The organism is Rhizobium sp. BK661, assembly GCF_024808825.1.
Taxonomy (GTDB): Bacteria; Pseudomonadota; Alphaproteobacteria; order Rhizobiales; family Rhizobiaceae; genus Rhizobium.
The window spans coordinates 700,535-717,319 of the sequence record NZ_JANTYT010000001.1; the positions used below are offsets into that span (position 1 = coordinate 700,535).

The following is a 16,785-nucleotide window of genomic DNA, read 5'->3' on the forward strand; positions in this document are numbered from 1 at the left end:
ATCGTCGGACATGAGGCAATAAGCCTGCTTTGTCGGTGACGGTCGTGCGAGAACAGAATGAATCTGTTAAATCAATTAGTTCAAATTTTTAAGAACTTCAGTTCGCTAGGGCGGAATCGCCTGTTGGCGCTGGCTGGCGTGGGCGTCGTTTCTGTCGCGCTCATCCTGGGGGCGGCCCTTTTGGTCAATAAACCGGCCCAGGAAACCCTTTATGTCGGGCTTGATCAGCCGGATCTGAACCAGATCAGCATGGCGCTTGCCGAGGCAAATATCGGCTTCGAGGTAGGAACCGACGGCTCCAGCATCACGGTTCCGGCCGGCATGACCGGCAAGGCACGCCTCCTGCTCGCCGAGCGCGGTCTCCCGAACAGCGCCAACGCTGGCTACGAACTTTTCGACAACGTCGGCTCGCTCGGCCTGACGTCGTTCATGCAGGAGGTCACGCGCGTCCGCGCACTTGAGGGTGAGATTGGCCGAACGATCCAGTCGATCTCGGGCATCACCGCAGCGCGCGTCCACATCGTCATGCCCGAAGTCGGAAACTTCCGCAAAGCCGAGCAGAAGCCGACCGCTTCCGTCATGATCCGCGCAAGTGCCGCGACAGGCCGCACGGCAGCGACATCAATCCGTCATCTGGTTGCATCAGCTGTTCCCGGTCTTGATGTCGGCGATGTCACTATCCTCGATTCCGCCGGACAACTGCTCGCCTCTGGCGACGAGGCCAGCAACAGCTCGCTGAACCGCTCCCTGAACATCGTTCAGAACGTCCAGGGCGAAGTGGAATCCAATATCGACAAGGCGCTCGCACCGTTCCTCGGCATGGACAACTTCCGCTCCAGTGTCACCGCCGAACTGAATACCGACGCACAGCAGATCCAGGAAACGACCTACGATCCGGAATCGAAGGTCGAGCGCTCGATCCGCACGACCAAGGAAGCCTCGCAGTCGCAGCAGAAGCAGTCCGACAACGCGACAACTGTCGAGCAGAACATTCCGCAGGCAGCGCCCGACTCCGGCGGCCCTACCGGCCCGGAATCGCAGGACAAGTCTGACAAAAAGGAAGAGCAGACCAACTACGAAATCAACAGCAAGACGACCGCCACGACGCGCAACAGCTACAAGATCGAAAAGCTCTCCATCGCTGTCGTTGTCAACAAGGGCCGCATTGCTCAAATGGTCGGCGAGCCGGCTGACCAGGCGAAGATGGATGCCTACCTTGCTGAAATGCAGAAGATCGTGGCATCGGCAGCCGGCATAAGCACCAATCGCGGTGACGTCGTCACCGTCACGGCCATGGACTTCCTGGAGAACCAGCTTCTCGAGGAAACGGGCGGTGGCGTTCGCGTCATGGATATGTTGAGCCGCAACCTCGCCGGCATCATCAACTCTCTCGCCTTCGTCGCGGTTGCCTTCCTGGTGATCTGGATGGGTGTACGACCGATGGTTCGCAGCGTGACGGGCAGTGGTGCCGCCGTCCTCGGCGACACCTCGCCGGAAAGTGCTGGACTCGAACTTCCAGACTTCGCTCCAGCAGCGGGCGGTGGCGCCGGTGGCGCGCTGATGGATGGCTTCGGCTCGGACTTCGGCTTCGACAGTACCGAAGACCTGCTCAGCCTTGGCGACGACGACGGAAACTTCAATCGTCGCGTCAAGGAAGGTCCAGAACGCAAGCTGGCGCGCATGGTCGAGATCAACGAGGAACGCGCTGCGAAAATCCTCAGGAAATGGGCGGTCGACAACGCCGCATAAAGAGAGGCCGGGAGACCGGCCTTTTTCTTTGTCTACGCCTACACGGCGATCCTAGTCATCTTTTGCCATCGGTCGAATGCGGGCATGAAGATTTCTGAGGATAGACTTGACAGAGGCCGGATGTAGCCACGCGTTTTACGCGAATCGTATTGTCAGAATTCCCCGAATCACTTTAAATTAAGAATTCCTTAACAAGCGGAATTTGCGTGCGAATCAGGGCACAAAAAGCAGGTAATGTAAATCCCAAGAACTCGGAGATGGTGCATTATGCTACCTATCGTAATCTTGGGTGATTCGCGGAGAGGTCGTAATTTGTTCAGGAGCATGCGGATCAAGCTTCTGTCGTAAGTGGTTTACAGCCGCGGGGTTTTGCCTATGGATATGCATATATTGCAGGCTCTCAAGAGCGATACGCACAAGGCAAACTTTGTTGGCATTGCAGCGACAAACCTCTCTTCACGTGACGAGCTGATCGCGCAGCTTTGTGAGATCTCAAGCACGGGACGGTTGCAGCCGGGGCTGCGGGCGCTGACCGATTATGTCGGCGCTTCGCATTATCTCCTGGCGCGAGCGGACCTGGTGCAGGAAGCCGGCCTCGACTTCGTGGTCTCCTCCGACTGGCCATTCGATCTTGTCACCAACCTGGCGCATGCCTTCGTTGGCGGCTTCGCCCGCGCGACGGAGCTCGAAAAATGCATGCTGCTCTTCCAGCCGCATTTCGCCCTCCTACCGGATGAGGCCGACGCGCCTGATGGCGCGAGCCGTCAATACTGTTCGCTCATGTTCAACATCGGCCGTTCGCGCCTCGTGCTGATGTTCCTGTTTGACGACGGCTTCATCCTGTCACAGGAGCGGCTGCGGGACGTGGGACTTTTAACGGCTTACTTCGCAAGCTTCCTGCAGTGCGGCGCCACCAAGGCTGACCGGGACTTCGAACTGACCGATCGCGAACTGGAGTGCCTTTTCTGGATCGCCGAGGGAAAGACCAGCGACGAGATCGCGATGATCCTCGGTATCTCCCGCAACACCATCAACAACTACATCACCAGTGTCATGCGAAAGACGGCCACGAAGACTCGTTCCGAGGCCATCGCATTCGCGGTCAGGAATAATCTCGTCTAGGGGGACGGCGTTATGGGGCAGTCATCCGGTCGCTCGATGGGACATTCAGAAACGATGCGCGCGGTGCGCGTCAACAAGGTTGCGAGCCGATCGGACCTGTTTCCACGCCTGATCGGCATGCAGAAACTCGCCGACGCTCAGAATTTTGCGGTTTACCGCATCAGCGGCGCGGGCGTGCCAGGAAAGCAGCGGCTGGTTTGCGAACTGGAGAACTGGGGTTCGACGCATAGCGGCTTCAGCCGCGCATTCGTCGACGCGCATGGCGAGGCGCTGCTCGATCATATCGAGAAATCGCTTCTGCCGGTCGTATGGGCCGGCGGGCTTGATCGCGCTGCCCCAAGACCTGCCAGCATTGCCCCCTTCATGACGCGCCTGAAGGACGGCCTGCTGCCGTTCTCGGGCATAGCTTTTCCGGTTCGCCTCGGTGCCGTCGGTAACGGCTTCATCGTCTTCACGGGCGATGATCTCGAACCAGCTAGTGATATGATCGTCGAACTGCATGCGAGGTCCTGTCAGGTCATGATCGATCTGCTCTCGCTCGACGAGCGCAGAGTGGCGGCCGCCGAAGCTCTCAGCGAACGCGAGATTGCCTGCCTGCAGCTTGCTGGAGACGGGCGTATCAGCGAAGAGATCGCCGACAAGCTTGGCCTCTCGGTGCATACCGTCAATGCCTATCTCGGCTCGGCGACGATCAAGCTGGATTCGGTCAACCGAATCCAGGCGATCGCGAAGGCCATTCGCCTCGGATATATCAGCTGATATGAGGGCGAGGGCGTCTTAGCCCGCCAGTGCCCGCAATGCCTCGACGTTATAGCGCGCGTCGCGCAGGCTCCGCTCGAGGAAAACGGTGTTTTCGTCCGGATCAGCAGATGGATCCTGGAACGCGATGTGGTTGATCTCGATGCCGGCATGTTGCTCGGCGAGCGTCAGCTGTGCGTAAATCGTGACGCCGCGTGGCTTGATTTCGAGGTCGATCACCACTTCAGGCTTGCCGCCCCATTCAAGCGTATAGCTACCGCCATGGCCAAAATTGACCGTGCCGGGGTGGAAGAAGAGCTCCGCAGCTGACGATACCAGATCGGAAAGATTGCCATAGTACTCGAAGCGCAGCAGCGAGATGAGGTCCGAAGCGTCCAGAAGCCTTAGTTCGGTGGCTACCGGGCTGATGGCTTCCGCCAGGATTTTTTCACGCTGGGTAGAGTAGGGGCATTTTTTCATTCGGCTATCTTACCCGTTTGTTCTTGGCATGCGTCGCGTAAACCCGATGGATGAGCTCCGCGACTGCCTTGTAGAATACAGACGGTATGACACTATCGACCGAGACTTGCGCAAACATGGAGCGCGCAAGAGGCGGGTCTTCGAAAACCGGAATCCCGTTCTTTTCCGCGATCTCTCTGATTTTCAACGCAATTAGATCCTGGCCCTTGGCGACGACGACAGGCGCGTCGTTCTCCTCGCGCACGTAGCGCAGGGCGACCGCAAAGTGCGTCGGGTTTGCAATCACGAGCGTGGCGCGGTCGACATTGGCAATCATACGGCGGCGGGCCCGGTCGCGCATCAGCGAGCGCTGGCGGCTCTTGACGAAGGGGTCGCCTTGCGACTGCTTGTTTTCTTCCTTGACCTCGTGCCGCGTCATCTTCAGTTCGGTGAACCAGTGGTAGCGCGTCCAGAAGAAGTCGGCGATCGCGACGACCGCTGTGGCGATCAGAACGACGATCGTGATCTTCTGCATCGACGTCATCATGCGGGTGAAGATCGTTTTCGGATCGGAAAACATCGCATCGATGGCGCCGAAGTATTCGCTCTTCAGCACGAAGAACATCACGACACCGACGATCACGATCTTCGTCAGCGATTTGCCGAACTCGACGAGGCCGGGCAGGCTGAACAACCGCGACCACCCCTTGGCAGGCGAGATACGCGAGAACTGCGGCCTGATTCGCTCGAGCACCGGCGTCGGCAGGTTCTGAGCGATGGACGCGCCGACACCAAACACCATGAACAGGATGAAGGCGGGCGCAAGCAAGGTCGCCGAAACCCAGCCGAGGTGAACGAACAGCGAAAGCGCGTCCGGCCCCGTTTCGAGCTTCCATTGGTCGGGTTGCTCGAAAATGTCCTTCAGCGCCTCCCCGACCTTACTCAGCCCGCTCGGCAGAAAGAAAATGATGTAGATGAAGGTGGCAAGAACAGTGGCAAAGAGCGGCACCTCTCGCGAAAAAGGGACGTTACCTTTCTCGGCAGCGTCACTTTTCTTTTTCGCTGTCGGGTCTTCTGTTTTGCTGTCCTTGTCGTCGTCGGCCAAGGCCGAAGCCCTCCATCAAAAAGAAATGGCCGCGCCAGGGCGCGGCCTTTCCGGAAGGGTATCTCCCTTTCGTCGCCGCGATCAACCACGGTGACCGGGAGGAGACGCTTCGTGCACAACAACAGCGGCTTAAGCCGCTGCCGAGTCTTCCGCCTCGGTCTCCTTGAGCTGGATCTGACCGGAATTCGACAGGCGAATCGCTTCCTGGGCGATGGCGCGGCGCGCGATCGCGATCTCGCGCGGGTTGATGCCAGCCGTTCCGCTCTGCAGATCCGATTCGATCATGCGGCGCTGGCGCGGGCTGATCGAGGCGAGAACCGCTTCGCGCATTTCGGTGGACGAGCCACGCAGTGCCATGGTCAGGATGTCCGCCGAGATATCGTTGAGCAGCATGACGCGGCTGCGCTGCGGCATGAGCATGAGGTCGTCGAAGAGGAAGATCTTCGGGCGCACCTTGTTGACCGATTCGCGGCTGATCGATTCGAGCGAGGTGAGCAGGGTATCGACCTGCGGCTTGTCCATCTCGTTCATCAGTTCGGCAACCTTCGTCGAGCCGATCGAGTTCTTCTCGGCATCGATCTCGGCCAGCAGGGTCATCACCTGCTTTTCGATGATCTGCGCGGCCTTTGGGCTGACGGACTTGAGATTGACCGTGCGGTTCATGATATCCGCACGGCGGCCATCCGGGATCTGCATCAGAACCTTGGCGCCAAACGACGAGGGCATCATCGAGAGAATGTAGGCAACAGTCTGCGGGTGCTCGCGCAACAGGAACTTGCCGATGAAAGCCGGATCGCCTTCGCCGAGGCGGTCCCAGATCGACGTCTCGTAGGCCTGGAACGTCGTGCGACGGCCAAGCAGACTGTCGACCTCGTCAGGGGTCAGGCCTTCCTCGAGAATGCTTTCGATCGCCTTGGCGTTGTCCATGAGACCCGCACCTTCGGTGAACAGGTCCTCGAATTCCGCGACAAGTCCAAGCAGCTCATCCGGTGGGATGGCGCGCAGCGTTTGCGCCGAGTTGATGATCGTTTGCAACTCGGCCTGCGTGAAATACTTCAACAGCCTGCCGGCGACCCCTTTCCCCATTGCGAGGAGAACGGCCGCCGCCTTTTCAGCCTGGGTCAACGGTTTCTCGGCTAGAGCGCCGCCGAAATCGTCAAAGTCCATCATGGTCTAACCTCTCCGTCCCTGCACCGGGATCAGGCTTTTTTCGTACTCAAAACTTCTATCAGCTTGACGCCAAAACGCGTGTCGTCGTTGTCCAGAACGGTGATCTCGCCGCGCGCGATCTTGCGGCCGTTCACCATGATTTCGACCGGTTCGCCGATCTTCTTGTCGAGCGCGATGGTTGCGCCTTCATTCAGGTTCATCAGGCCGGCAACCTGCATGCGGCTGCTGCCGAGCATGATTTGAACGTCGATCGGAATATCCATGATCAGGTCGAGGTTCGACTGCATGGCGCTGCCAAGCGGCGCCGGCTCGGACGCGATCGCACCGAAAGAGCTGTCGCCGAAATCGGAAGAGCCGCCAAAGTCGGATGTTGCGCCGAAATCGCTTCCACCGAATGCGGAATCGCCGGCGGTATCCTCGAAATCGCCGCCAAAGGTCGACAGATCGGTGCTGCCGCTGAACGCGTCGCTCTCACCTGCGAAGTCCGGCAGGCCGCCGTCCGCGTCGGTCTTCAGGACGCCGCGCAGGTCATCGATAGCCTGATCAAGCTCGGCCTCGTTGCCCGGGAGCTCCGTTGAAAGGTCGCTGGTCTTGGGTGTCTTCTTCGTCGCCATGAAATCACTATTCCAGTTGAAACTTGCCTCAAGCTGCCGTGCGGCGGCTCGGTTGGAAAATGGGCTAATTCATCAAGTGGCGGATGAGCTCGTCATCCGAGTTAATCGTATCCTTGACCCGGACGGTGTAATTCTCGCCCGAACGTCCAAACTCGCAGATGTACAGTTCCTTGCTGTTGGCGCTGACTTCGACGCGAACGTCGCCGCGGTCATAGAAGGGGATAACGTCGCCGGCAGCGAGCTTTGAAATGGTCCTCAGCGTCAGGTCCTGCAGACGGATTTTGGCGTTGAGCGTTACCTGCGAGCGGCGCACCTGCTCGCTGAGCTGGTCGGTCCATTCCGCGGACTTTGCCGACTGTCCCTTGGCTTTTGGAGGCGCCACCGTCGTCTTCAACAGGGCGGCCTGGGGTACGATCAGCGAGAAATCCGAAGTGATGCCGGACAGCGTGATCGACATGTTGATTGCGGCGGCAAACTCGTCGGGTTTGTCCTCGGCGGGCTTGGTTCGCGTTTCGAAGGCGTAGGGGAACTCCATGGCAGGCTCGAATCCACCGGGCGCGTTCACCGCCGAGCGGAGAACATTGGCGATCTTGTCGAAGACCATGACCGCGAGTTCGAGCTCGATTATGGAGAGCAGGCGGTCGGCCGGCTGCTCGACTGTCCCGGCATCCGCACCCAGCAAATGCTCCATCAGCGTGATGACAAAGCTGTTGCCGCAGGCGAGCGTGATATTCTGCGACCAGTTGCGGAGTGTCGCGTCGACAAGCGTGGTGTTGCCGCCCAGGTCGGTAATCAGGTCGTTCTTGTGCCCGCTGTCGCAGCCGAGATAGGTGACTTCGACGTCCAGGTTGGTCTCGCTCTTGATGACGTCCGGCAGGAAGGCCGTATAGACATCGCCGAATGCGCCGCAGATCTTCTCGATGGTAGCCTTGTCGCCGAGCCGGCCAGTCAGCTTGGCAAGAAGGGCTTCATCCATGAGGGGTTTCTTGAGGATAGCGTTCATGACCGTTTACGCCGCCTTGTTCTCGCCGCCGGGGTTCATCATTTCCTGCTCGACGGCGTCGATTGACGGACGTTCGTAGGCCGAGATGGTCTTGCGGCCGTATTCGAGCGCAACCTGCGGCACCGAGCCGTTCATGTAGGCAAGCAGTGTCTGCTTGACGATGACATAGAGGCGGTGCTGCTTGTTGCGGACGATCTTGATCTGAGAAACGATCGGCGAGCAGACGCAATAAGACAAGAGAATGCCGAGGAAGGTGCCGACGAGTGCCGAGCCGATCAGGTGGCCGAGAACTTCGGGCGAATCGTTGATGTGCGCCATCGCCTTGATGACGCCGAGAACGGCGGCGACGATACCGATCGCCGGGAAGGCGTCGCCCATGGTCTGGATCGCGTGATAGGGCTTCATCTTGTCGTGAAGGATCGTGTTGATCTCTTCGTCCATGAGCGCTTCGATCTCATGCGAACGGGCATTGCCGATGATGATCAGGCGGACGTAGTCGCAGATGAACGCCGTCAGTTCCTTGTTCTTCAGGATCGTCGGCGCGGATTGGAAGATCGAGGATTCGGCCGGATTGTCGATATGGGCTTCGATCTCGTTGCGCGATTTCGTACGAAGGTCGCGCATCAGGGAATAGAGGACACCAAGCGTATCGAGATAATTCCGTTCCTTAGGGACCGTGTGCTTGAAGGCTTCGCCGAGCGCCTTGCCGGAATCCTTCACCACCTTCATCGGGTTGCCCATGACGAAACTACCGAGGCCCGCGCCGCCGATGATGACGAGCTCGAAGGGCTGCCAGAGCGCTTCGACGTGACCGCCCATCGCCATGAAGCTGCCGATGATGCAGCCGCAGGTAATCACAAATCCGATAATGATATTCATCGTCAGTCCAAACCTGATCGTTATTTTCAACCCAAGGGATAGGGCTGCTGGCTTGCGTGAGGCTGATGGTTGCCCCTGTAAACCAAGCTTTTGCATGCCAGCTTCGCGCAAGCATTTGCTGTCAGCTTGTCGGTGACGAATGGGCATCCGTGCCCGTTTCTGAGATGCCGCCTCAGCGAGATCCGTGGTCGAACCGACTGCAAACACCCGGATCTCGTACCGTTCATCGCCAATGCAGGAGCCTATCGGGATGCAATCTGGTCTTTATGTTTCTTTGTCGTCGCAGATCGCACTCGAACGTCGCCTCACAACCATCGCCGACAATATGGCGAACGTGAACACGACGGGCTTTCGCGCGACGGAGGTGAAGTTCGACGAGATGCTTGGCGAAACAGGCAACAAGATCAATGCCAAGATCGCCTATGTGTCACAGGGCAACGACTATCTCTCTGGTGATAGCGGCGAGCTCGAGCACACCGGAAACATGCTGGACTTCGCAATCAAGGGCGACGCCTGGTTCTCGGTGGACACGCCGGCCGGCAAGGTTCTGACTAAGGACGGCCGCTTCACCATGAAGGATAACGGCGAACTCGTTTCGGTCCGCGGCTATCCGGTTCTCGATGCCGGCGGTGCGCCGGTGACGCTCAACACGGCTGCCGGCGAGCCAAAGGTCGGCGCCGATGGGCTGATCTACCAGGACGGCAAGCAGGTCGGTTCGCTGGGTCTCTTCGAGGCCGATATCAGCAAGGGTTACCTGCGCTATGAAAACAGCGGCATCATGACGACGGAGCAGCCGCGCGCCGTGACCGATCGCTTCAACGTCGGCGTCCAGCAGGGTTACCTGGAAAACTCCAACGTCAACGCCATGCGCGAAATCACGCAGCTGATCGAAGTCAATCGCGCCTTCGAGAGCATGACGTCGCTTTCGAAGGACAGCGAAGCGTCGTTCAGCGAAGCGATCAAGACGCTCGGCGGCAGCCGCTAATCGAGGTCTGACGCATGGGTAATACGCCGCTTACCGAAGCCGATCTCTCACCGAAGCTCGCGCATCTTGCCGGGCTCGTGTCGCGCTACTCGAATCCCGATTTTTCGGTCGCCGCCGGCGGCCATGTCCAGACGATCGCGGCCGGCCACTACACGGTCACCGGGCTGTCGCGCCATGTGAGGCTCGGCGAGTTCGTAGCACACAAATCGTCCACCGGTATTCACCTCGGTGAGGTCGTGCGTGTTGAGCCGGAACTGACCTATGTCTGCCCGATCGAGCCGGGCGAGCCGATTGGCATCCATGATACGGTCATCCGCAAGGGTGCCTTTCGCATTTCGCCTGATGACAGTTGGTGCGGGCGCACGATCAATTCGCTGTGCGAGCCGATCGATGGGCTCGGCCCCATCGTAGAAGGGCTCGGCCGCCGCTCCATTTCGAACACCGCGCCGCCTTCGATGACGCGAAAGCGCGTCGAGAAAGGCTTCAAGACAGGCGTTCGCGCCATCGACATTTTTTCGCCGCTCTGCCTCGGCCAGCGTCTCGGCATTTTCGCGGGTTCAGGTGTTGGTAAATCGACGCTGCTCTCGATGCTGGCGCGCGCCGACGCCTTCGACAAGGTCGTCATCGCCCTGGTTGGCGAACGTGGCCGTGAAGTACGCGAGTTCATCGAGGACACGCTCGGCGCCAACATGAGGAAGGCGATTGCCGTCGTTGCGACGAGCGATGAGAGCCCGATGCTGCGCAAGATGGCGCCGCTGACCGCCGTCACCATTGCCGAACACTTCCGCGATCAGGGCGACAATGTGCTCTTGATCGTCGATAGCGTCACCCGATTTGCCCACGCCATCCGCGAGGTTGCGACCGCATCCGGCGAACCGCCGATCGCGCGCGGCTACCCTGCTTCTGTTTTCACCGAGCTGCCACGTTTGCTGGAGCGCGCAGGTCCCGGCCCGGAGGGCACGGGGACGATCACCGCGATCATCTCGATCCTCGTCGATGGCGACAACCACAACGACCCGATCGCCGACTCGACCCGCGGTATCTTGGATGGTCATATCGTCCTGCAGCGCAGCCTGGCGGAGGAGGGACGCTACCCACCAATCGATCCGCTGGCCTCGATCTCGCGCCTCGCGCGCAAGGCCTGGACCCCGGACCAGGAAAAGCTCGTGTCGCGTCTGAAGACGCTCATCCACCGCTTCGAGGAAACCCGCGACCTTCGCCTGATCGGCGGCTATCGGCAGGGCGCCGATCCTGATCTCGACATGGCGGTCAAGCAGGTACCGATCATTTACGATGTTCTGAAACAGTCGCCGGGCGATGTCGATTCGCAGGATGCCTTTGCCGATCTGGCTGGGGCCCTGAAAGCGGCGGCCGGCATCGGCGGCCAGCCGAATATCCGCAGGTAGAGAGGCGTGACGTGACCGATTTCGATGACGATGAGAAGATCGCGCCGTTGAAGCCCTTGCGGCGCAAGACCGTGTTCCTCGACCGCGCCTTGACCATTGCCGGCCTCGCATTGGCCGGAGCGTCGGCTTTTTTCCCGTGGTACGTCTTCTTCAACGAGGACAAGTTCGGCATCAACGTCGCGCAGGGCGACCGGACGCGCGATCTTCCGGACTGGCCGGCGCGAAACGTCTTCAGCGTCTCGCCGCTGGCGATGGCCAACAAGAACCAATACGAGAAGAAGCCCGAAATTCCGGTCGATCCGCTGACGACCGCGACGGTCTCCAACATCGGCAAGGAGGATGACAAGGGTCCGCCGGCCGAAGATCAGCCGTTTCCCAGCAAATCCGGTTTTCGACTTCTCCACGTGGCAAACGGCCGCGCGCTGATCGAAGACCCGTCCGGCATGTACGTCGTGCGTGTCGGCTCCATTCTGCCGGACGAGAGCCGGCTGGCGACATTGGAGGAGCGTGATGGCAAATGGGTCATCATCACCTCCAAAGGCGATGTCTATCAGCATAATTGAGCACCGCCCACGAGGCAGCGAATCAACGGAAGGCTCAGCCGGATATGGTTGGAGCCTTCTTCGCGTTGTGGAGGCTGTGGCCAAAAAGCTCCGGGATTGCCGGACCGCATCCCCCGTAAGTCTGACGCAAGATTACCGCCCTAGGTTCGCATCAGTAAAAACGGAGAGTTCCCATGCAACCGATTCAACTTTTCGACTTGGCCTCGCGGCAGGCCGAATGGCTGACGATCCGTCAGGAGGTTGTTGCCGGCAACATCGCGAACGCGAACACGCCGAAATATCGCGCCAAGGACATCACGCCCTTCCAGGCCGCCCTCGACAAGTCGGACGTTACCATGGCGCGCACCAATGCGGCGCACTTGACCGGCAATGACCTGGGCACGAAGAGCGACATCGATGTGAAGGATGCAGCTCTCGATCAGGAGATCGGCGTCCAGGAGTCGGGCAATACTGTCGGTCTAGCCGAGGAACTTTCCAAGTCCGGTGAAATCAAGCGGCAATACGATCTGAACACCTCGCTGGTGAGCTCGTTCAATCGGATGATGCTGATGACGGTGAAGGGCTAAGATCATGGATCCTTTGTCGGCAGCACTCAAAATCGCAGGATCGGGACTCGAGGCGCAATCGACGCGCCTGCGCATCGTATCCGAAAACATCGCCAACGCCCGCTCGACGGGTGATACGCCCGGCGCCGATCCCTACCGCCGCAAGACGGTAACCTTCGGCGAAGCCGTCGACCGCGCAAACGGCGTCACCACGGTCAACGTCAAGAAGCTCGGGGAGGATGAATCGAAGTTCATCACCGAATACGACCCGAGCAATCCTGCGGCGGACGAGAAGGGCGTCGTCAAGCTCCCCAACGTCAACATGCTGGTCGAAATGGCCGACATGCGGGAAGCCAACCGCTCCTACGACGCCAACCTGCAGACCATCAAGCAATCCCGCGACCTGATCTCGGCAACGATCGATCTACTGAAGAGCCAATAATGATCAACAACGTCAATAGCGTCAGCTCCCTCTCCATGACCCGCGGCCTCGCCGCTATCGAACAGGACAGCTCGACGGCTTCGTCGGCAGCAGAAAGCGCAGCAAACGACGGGGGCTTCGGTGCTGCTCTCAGCAATGTTGCGACTGGCGCCGTGAACACCCTGAAGAATGCGGAAGGCATGTCTTTCGCCGGCATCAAGGGCACGGCCACGACGCGCGAAGTCGTCGATGCCGTCATGCAGGCGCAGCAGACGCTGCAGACCGCAATCGCCATTCGCGACAAGGTCGTTTCTGCCTTTCTCGACGTCACCCGGATGCAGATGTAATTGATTTAAGGACGAAGCCATGAGAGCGCTTGCCATTGCTGCAACGGGTATGGATGCCCAGCAGACCAATCTCGAAGTCATCGCCAACAATATCGCGAACATCAACACGACCGGCTACAAGCGGGCCCGCGCTGAATTTACCGACCTGCTGTATCAGACCGAGCGCGCCAAGGGCGTTTCCAACCGCGCGAACCAGGCGATCGTGCCGGAAGGTGCGAATATCGGTCTCGGCGTCCAGACGTCTGCTGTCCGCAACCTGCACATCCAGGGCGAACTCTCGCAGACCGGCAACGATCTCGACGTGGCGATGATCGGTCGCGGCTTCTTCCAGATCCAGGCGCCGGACGGCACGACGCTCTACACCCGCGCCGGCGCATTCAACAAGAACGAGACGGGCCAGATCGTCACGGTCGACGGCTATCTCGTGGCACCGAACATCACCATTCCGCAGGGCTCGACGCAGGTCACGATCAGCCGCTCGGGCGAAGTCTCGGCGAAGCTGCCGGGCAATACCGATCCGACCGTGCTCGGCCAGCTGCAGATCGCCGACTTTGTCAATGAAGCCGGCCTTCAGCCGCTCGGCGACAACCTCTTCCAGCAGACGCCGGCCTCCGGCGATCCCGTCGTCGGCACGCCCGACGAAGAGGGCTTCGGCTACATGAAGCAGGGCTACCTGGAGTCCTCGAACGTCGATCCGGTGAAGGAAATCACCGAGCTGATATCGGCACAGCGCGCCTATGAAATGAACTCCAAGGTCATCACCACCGCCGACGAAATGGCCTCCATCGTCAGCAAAAACCTGAAGTAATCGGGAAGGGCCGAAACATGATGTTTTGCCGGGTCAAAGGTATCCTCGGATGGGCGGCAGCCGCCGCCATTGCGATGGCCGCATTTGCCGCAGCGCAGGCAGCTGTTGCTGCCGGCATGGGCTTTGCGGTCGTTCCGACGACGACGATCTACCCCGGCGAAACCGTGTCCGGCGCCCAGCTCCAGGAAGTGGAAGTAACCAACCCGAACCTGGCCGGCGACTACGCAAAGTCGATCCGCCAGGTGGAGGGAATGATCTCGAAGCGCACGCTCCTGCCGGGACGCACCATCTCGGTCTCGGCGCTGCGCGAGCCCTTTACCGTGACACGCGGCTCGTCGATCCGGCTGATCTTCACGCTTGGCCCGATGACGATCTCGGCCGCCGGCTCGCCGCTTGAAGACGGCATGACCGGCCAGCTCATCCGCGTTCGCAACATGGATTCCGGCGTGATTGTCAGCGGCACCGTGCTCGCCGACGGCACCATACACGTGGCCGCAAAATGAAGAAGTTTTTCCGCCTTTTCGTCGCTCTCGCGTTTTTGTCTCCGAACGTCGTCGCTGTCGCGCCCGCCGCGGCGATGAATTCGCGCATCAAGGACATCGCATCCTTGCAGGCAGGACGTGACAACCAGCTGATCGGCTATGGCCTGATCGTCGGCCTTCAAGGCACTGGCGACGGCTTCCGCGCCTCGCCCTTTACCGAGCAGTCGATGCGCGCGATGCTGCAGAACCTTGGCATCTCTACGCAGAACAGCCAGTCCAACGCGAAGAATACCGCGGCCGTGATGGTCACCGCCAACCTGCCACCTTTTGCCAGCCCCGGCAGCCGCATCGACGTGAACGTCAGTTCGCTTGGTGATGCGACCTCGCTGCGCGGCGGTACGCTTATCATGACCTCGCTCTCGGGCGCGGACGGCCAGATCTACGCGGTCGCCCAGGGCTCCGTCGTTGTCTCGGGCTTTAACGCCCAAGGCCAGGCGGCAACGGTCACCGAGGGTGTCACGACCGCTGGTCGCGTGCCGGGCGGTGCCATCATCGAGCGTGAGCTGCCTTCGCGCTTCAAGGATTCCGTCAATCTCGTTCTGCAGCTGCGCAACCCCGATTTCTCGACGGCCATCCGCATCGCCGATGTCGTCAACGGCTATGCGTCCGCGCGTTTCGGTGGTCCGGTAGCCGAGGCCAAGGATGCGCAGGAGGTCATCGTCCAGAAGCCGAGAACGGCGGATCTGACGCGCCTGATGGCCGATCTGGAGAATCTCGTCGTCGAAACGGACACCCCGGCCAAGGTCGTGGTGAACGAACGGACAGGAACGATCGTTATCGGCGCGGACGTGCGCGTGTCGCCGGTCGCCGTCAGCTATGGTACTCTGACCGTCCAGGTGACCGAGACGCCGCAGATCATTCAGCCCGAGCCGTTCTCGCGTGGCGTGACCGCGGTGCAGCCGCAGACCGATATCGCGGCGCAGAAAACGGGCGGCAAGGTGGCGCTGCTGGATGGGCCTGACCTCAGGACACTGGTGGCCGGCCTCAACAATATTGGCGTCAAGCCGGATGGCATCATCGCCATCCTCCAGGGCATCAAGTCAGCCGGCGCGCTGCAAGCGGAGCTCGTTCTGCAATGATGAAGACCATGGCTTTGTCAGATTTGCTTCAGCGTCTTGCCTTGCCGGCCATGGCCGTCGTGGCGCTGTCCATTCCCGGCGCCTTCGCACAGGAGCAGCCGGCGCCGAAGGGCGAAATGACCTCGCAGGAGGAGATCAAGCAGTTCTGCACGAACATTGCCGATCCCGCCCGCGACCAACGCTACCTGCTTCAGAAGCAGGAGCTCGAGAAGCTTCGTGCCGACGTCGATTCGCGCATCGCCGAGATGAACAAGCGCAAAGAGGAATATCAGGACTGGCTGAAGCGCCGTGATGTCTTCCTCAAGCAGGCCGAAGCGGGCCTCACCGATATCTACAAGAAAATGAAGCCGGACGCAGCCGCATCACAGCTGCAAGAGGTCAAGATCGAAGTCGCAGCGGCGGTCATCATGCGGCTGAACCCGACCCAGTCGAGCCTGATCCTCAACGAGATGGATCCGCAGAAGGCTGCGGTCATCGCCAACATCATCGCCAGCGCGTCCGATCCAAATACGTCGAAGGACCCCTCATGAACAAGCGTTTCCCGGCCGCGATTGCCGCTGTAGCCCTCCTTGCAGGCTGCGCATCGCCGCAGGCCGTCAACGAGATCGGTCGCGCCCCGGCCATGAGCCCGATCGGCAGCGGTCTCGCCTACGGCCAGACCCCACAGATGGCGCTTTATCCGAAGCAGCCGCGCCAGGTGGCGCAAGGCTATTCGCTCTGGAGCGACTCGCAGGCCGCCCTTTTCAAGGATGCCCGCGCTCTCAACGTCGGCGATATCCTGACCGTCGATATCAAGATCAACGATAAGGCGAAGTTCGAGAACGACACCAGCCGCAGCCGAACCAATTCGAGCGCCATGAACTGGGACGTCAACGCCAACGTCATGGGCTGGAATCCGTCGTCGAAGACCGACCTGACCTACGGCTCCGACACGAGCACCGACGGCAAGGGTAAGATCGACCGCTCCGAAACGCTGAAGCTGCTGGTCGCCGCGGTGGTCACCGGCATTCTCGAGAACGGCAACCTTGTGATCAGTGGCTCTCAGGAAGTTCGCGTCAACCAGGAGATCCGCATTCTCAACGTCGCCGGTATCGTCCGTCCGCAGGACGTCGACGCCGACAACCTGATTTCCTACGAGAAGATTGCTGAGGCCCGCATCTCCTACGGCGGTCGCGGCCGCCTGATGGAAGTGCAGCAGCCGCCGCGCGGCCAGCAGGCCGTCGATCTCTTCTCGCCGCTCTGAGGCAGAA

Annotated in this window: 20 protein-coding genes; 14 read left to right on the top strand and 6 right to left on the bottom strand. The window is 60.2% G+C overall.

What is annotated here, in order from left to right:
* Positions 1-57: 57 nt before the first annotated feature.
* From fliF to visR, 3 genes are all read left to right on the top strand, one after another.
* On the top strand, positions 58-1,749 hold the full coding sequence (gene fliF / locus FHX16_RS03440) for a flagellar basal-body MS-ring/collar protein FliF (RefSeq protein WP_183752696.1): 1,692 nt from the start codon (positions 58-60) through the stop codon (positions 1,747-1,749).
* A gap of 375 nt (positions 1,750-2,124) precedes the next feature.
* Positions 2,125-2,871, top strand: coding sequence for a transcriptional regulator VisN (visN, locus tag FHX16_RS03445; RefSeq protein WP_114711407.1), 747 nt, complete (start codon positions 2,125-2,127; stop codon positions 2,869-2,871).
* A 12-nt stretch (positions 2,872-2,883) separates the two neighbouring features.
* Positions 2,884-3,630: a transcriptional regulator VisR gene (gene visR, locus FHX16_RS03450; RefSeq protein WP_183860224.1), complete on the top strand. Its 747-nt coding sequence runs from the start codon at positions 2,884-2,886 to the stop codon at positions 3,628-3,630.
* Between the two features lie 18 nt (positions 3,631-3,648).
* Here the strand turns inward: visR and FHX16_RS03455 are convergent, their stop codons facing one another.
* The 6 genes from FHX16_RS03455 to motA form a co-directional block, all read right to left on the bottom strand.
* The gene (locus FHX16_RS03455; protein ID WP_259126509.1) at positions 3,649-4,089 is read right to left on the bottom strand and encodes a hypothetical protein; all 441 of its coding nucleotides are present in this window, start codon (positions 4,087-4,089) and stop codon (positions 3,649-3,651) included.
* 4 nt (positions 4,090-4,093) lie between these two features.
* The gene (flhB, locus tag FHX16_RS03460; protein ID WP_183860220.1) at positions 4,094-5,173 is read right to left on the bottom strand and encodes a flagellar biosynthesis protein FlhB; all 1,080 of its coding nucleotides are present in this window, start codon (positions 5,171-5,173) and stop codon (positions 4,094-4,096) included.
* A 129-nt stretch (positions 5,174-5,302) separates the two neighbouring features.
* Positions 5,303-6,343 (bottom strand): flagellar motor switch protein FliG, encoded by a 1,041-nt coding sequence (gene fliG, locus FHX16_RS03465; RefSeq protein ID WP_183860218.1) that lies wholly within the window; start codon positions 6,341-6,343, stop codon positions 5,303-5,305.
* 29 nt (positions 6,344-6,372) lie between these two features.
* Entirely contained in the window at positions 6,373-6,957 is a 585-nt protein-coding gene (gene fliN, locus FHX16_RS03470) for a flagellar motor switch protein FliN (RefSeq protein WP_183860216.1), read from the bottom strand.
* 64 nt (positions 6,958-7,021) lie between these two features.
* Positions 7,022-7,960 (bottom strand): FliM/FliN family flagellar motor switch protein, encoded by a 939-nt coding sequence (locus FHX16_RS03475; RefSeq protein ID WP_183860214.1) that lies wholly within the window; start codon positions 7,958-7,960, stop codon positions 7,022-7,024.
* Positions 7,961-7,966: 6 nt separating this feature from the next.
* Positions 7,967-8,839, bottom strand: coding sequence for a flagellar motor stator protein MotA (gene motA / locus FHX16_RS03480; protein ID WP_007796569.1), 873 nt, complete (start codon positions 8,837-8,839; stop codon positions 7,967-7,969).
* A 250-nt stretch (positions 8,840-9,089) separates the two neighbouring features.
* On the opposite strand from motA, the gene flgF reads away from it, so the two are divergent.
* The 11 genes from flgF (at position 9,090) to flgH (ending at position 16,778) form a co-directional block, all read left to right on the top strand.
* Positions 9,090-9,824: a flagellar basal-body rod protein FlgF gene (flgF, locus tag FHX16_RS03485; RefSeq protein WP_016552754.1), complete on the top strand. Its 735-nt coding sequence runs from the start codon at positions 9,090-9,092 to the stop codon at positions 9,822-9,824.
* Positions 9,825-9,838: 14 nt separating this feature from the next.
* Positions 9,839-11,230, top strand: a complete 1,392-nt coding sequence (fliI, locus tag FHX16_RS03490) for a flagellar protein export ATPase FliI (protein ID WP_183752684.1) — start codon at positions 9,839-9,841, stop codon at positions 11,228-11,230.
* An 11-nt stretch (positions 11,231-11,241) separates the two neighbouring features.
* Positions 11,242-11,793, top strand: coding sequence for a flagellar protein (locus tag FHX16_RS03495; RefSeq protein ID WP_183752682.1), 552 nt, complete (start codon positions 11,242-11,244; stop codon positions 11,791-11,793).
* Between the two features lie 173 nt (positions 11,794-11,966).
* A complete protein-coding gene (flgB, locus tag FHX16_RS03500) occupies positions 11,967-12,359 on the top strand; it encodes a flagellar basal body rod protein FlgB (RefSeq protein WP_114711419.1) in 393 nt (130 codons plus the stop codon).
* Between the two features lie 4 nt (positions 12,360-12,363).
* Positions 12,364-12,780 carry a flagellar basal body rod protein FlgC gene (flgC, locus tag FHX16_RS03505; RefSeq protein WP_037114251.1) on the top strand — a complete coding sequence of 139 codons (417 nt, stop codon included), beginning with the start codon at positions 12,364-12,366 and terminating at the stop codon, positions 12,778-12,780.
* Complete coding sequence (locus FHX16_RS03510) at positions 12,780-13,106, top strand: flagellar hook-basal body complex protein FliE (protein WP_183860212.1); 327 nt, start codon at positions 12,780-12,782, stop codon at positions 13,104-13,106. Before flgC ends, FHX16_RS03510 begins: the two co-directional genes overlap by 1 nt.
* Before the next feature lie 19 nt (positions 13,107-13,125).
* Positions 13,126-13,914 (top strand): flagellar basal-body rod protein FlgG, encoded by a 789-nt coding sequence (gene flgG, locus FHX16_RS03515; RefSeq protein ID WP_016552760.1) that lies wholly within the window; start codon positions 13,126-13,128, stop codon positions 13,912-13,914.
* A 17-nt stretch (positions 13,915-13,931) separates the two neighbouring features.
* On the top strand, positions 13,932-14,417 hold the full coding sequence (gene flgA, locus FHX16_RS03520; protein WP_183860210.1) for a flagellar basal body P-ring formation chaperone FlgA: 486 nt from the start codon (positions 13,932-13,934) through the stop codon (positions 14,415-14,417).
* Positions 14,414-15,535, top strand: coding sequence for a flagellar basal body P-ring protein FlgI (locus FHX16_RS03525; protein ID WP_183860208.1), 1,122 nt, complete (start codon positions 14,414-14,416; stop codon positions 15,533-15,535). Before flgA ends, FHX16_RS03525 begins: the two co-directional genes overlap by 4 nt.
* Positions 15,532-16,065 carry a MotE family protein gene (locus tag FHX16_RS03530; RefSeq protein WP_183752674.1) on the top strand — a complete coding sequence of 178 codons (534 nt, stop codon included), beginning with the start codon at positions 15,532-15,534 and terminating at the stop codon, positions 16,063-16,065. The genes FHX16_RS03525 and FHX16_RS03530 overlap by 4 nt, the downstream gene beginning before the upstream one ends.
* Positions 16,062-16,778, top strand: coding sequence for a flagellar basal body L-ring protein FlgH (gene flgH, locus FHX16_RS03535; RefSeq protein ID WP_016552764.1), 717 nt, complete (start codon positions 16,062-16,064; stop codon positions 16,776-16,778). Before FHX16_RS03530 ends, flgH begins: the two co-directional genes overlap by 4 nt.
* The last annotated feature ends 7 nt before the right edge of the window (positions 16,779-16,785 follow it).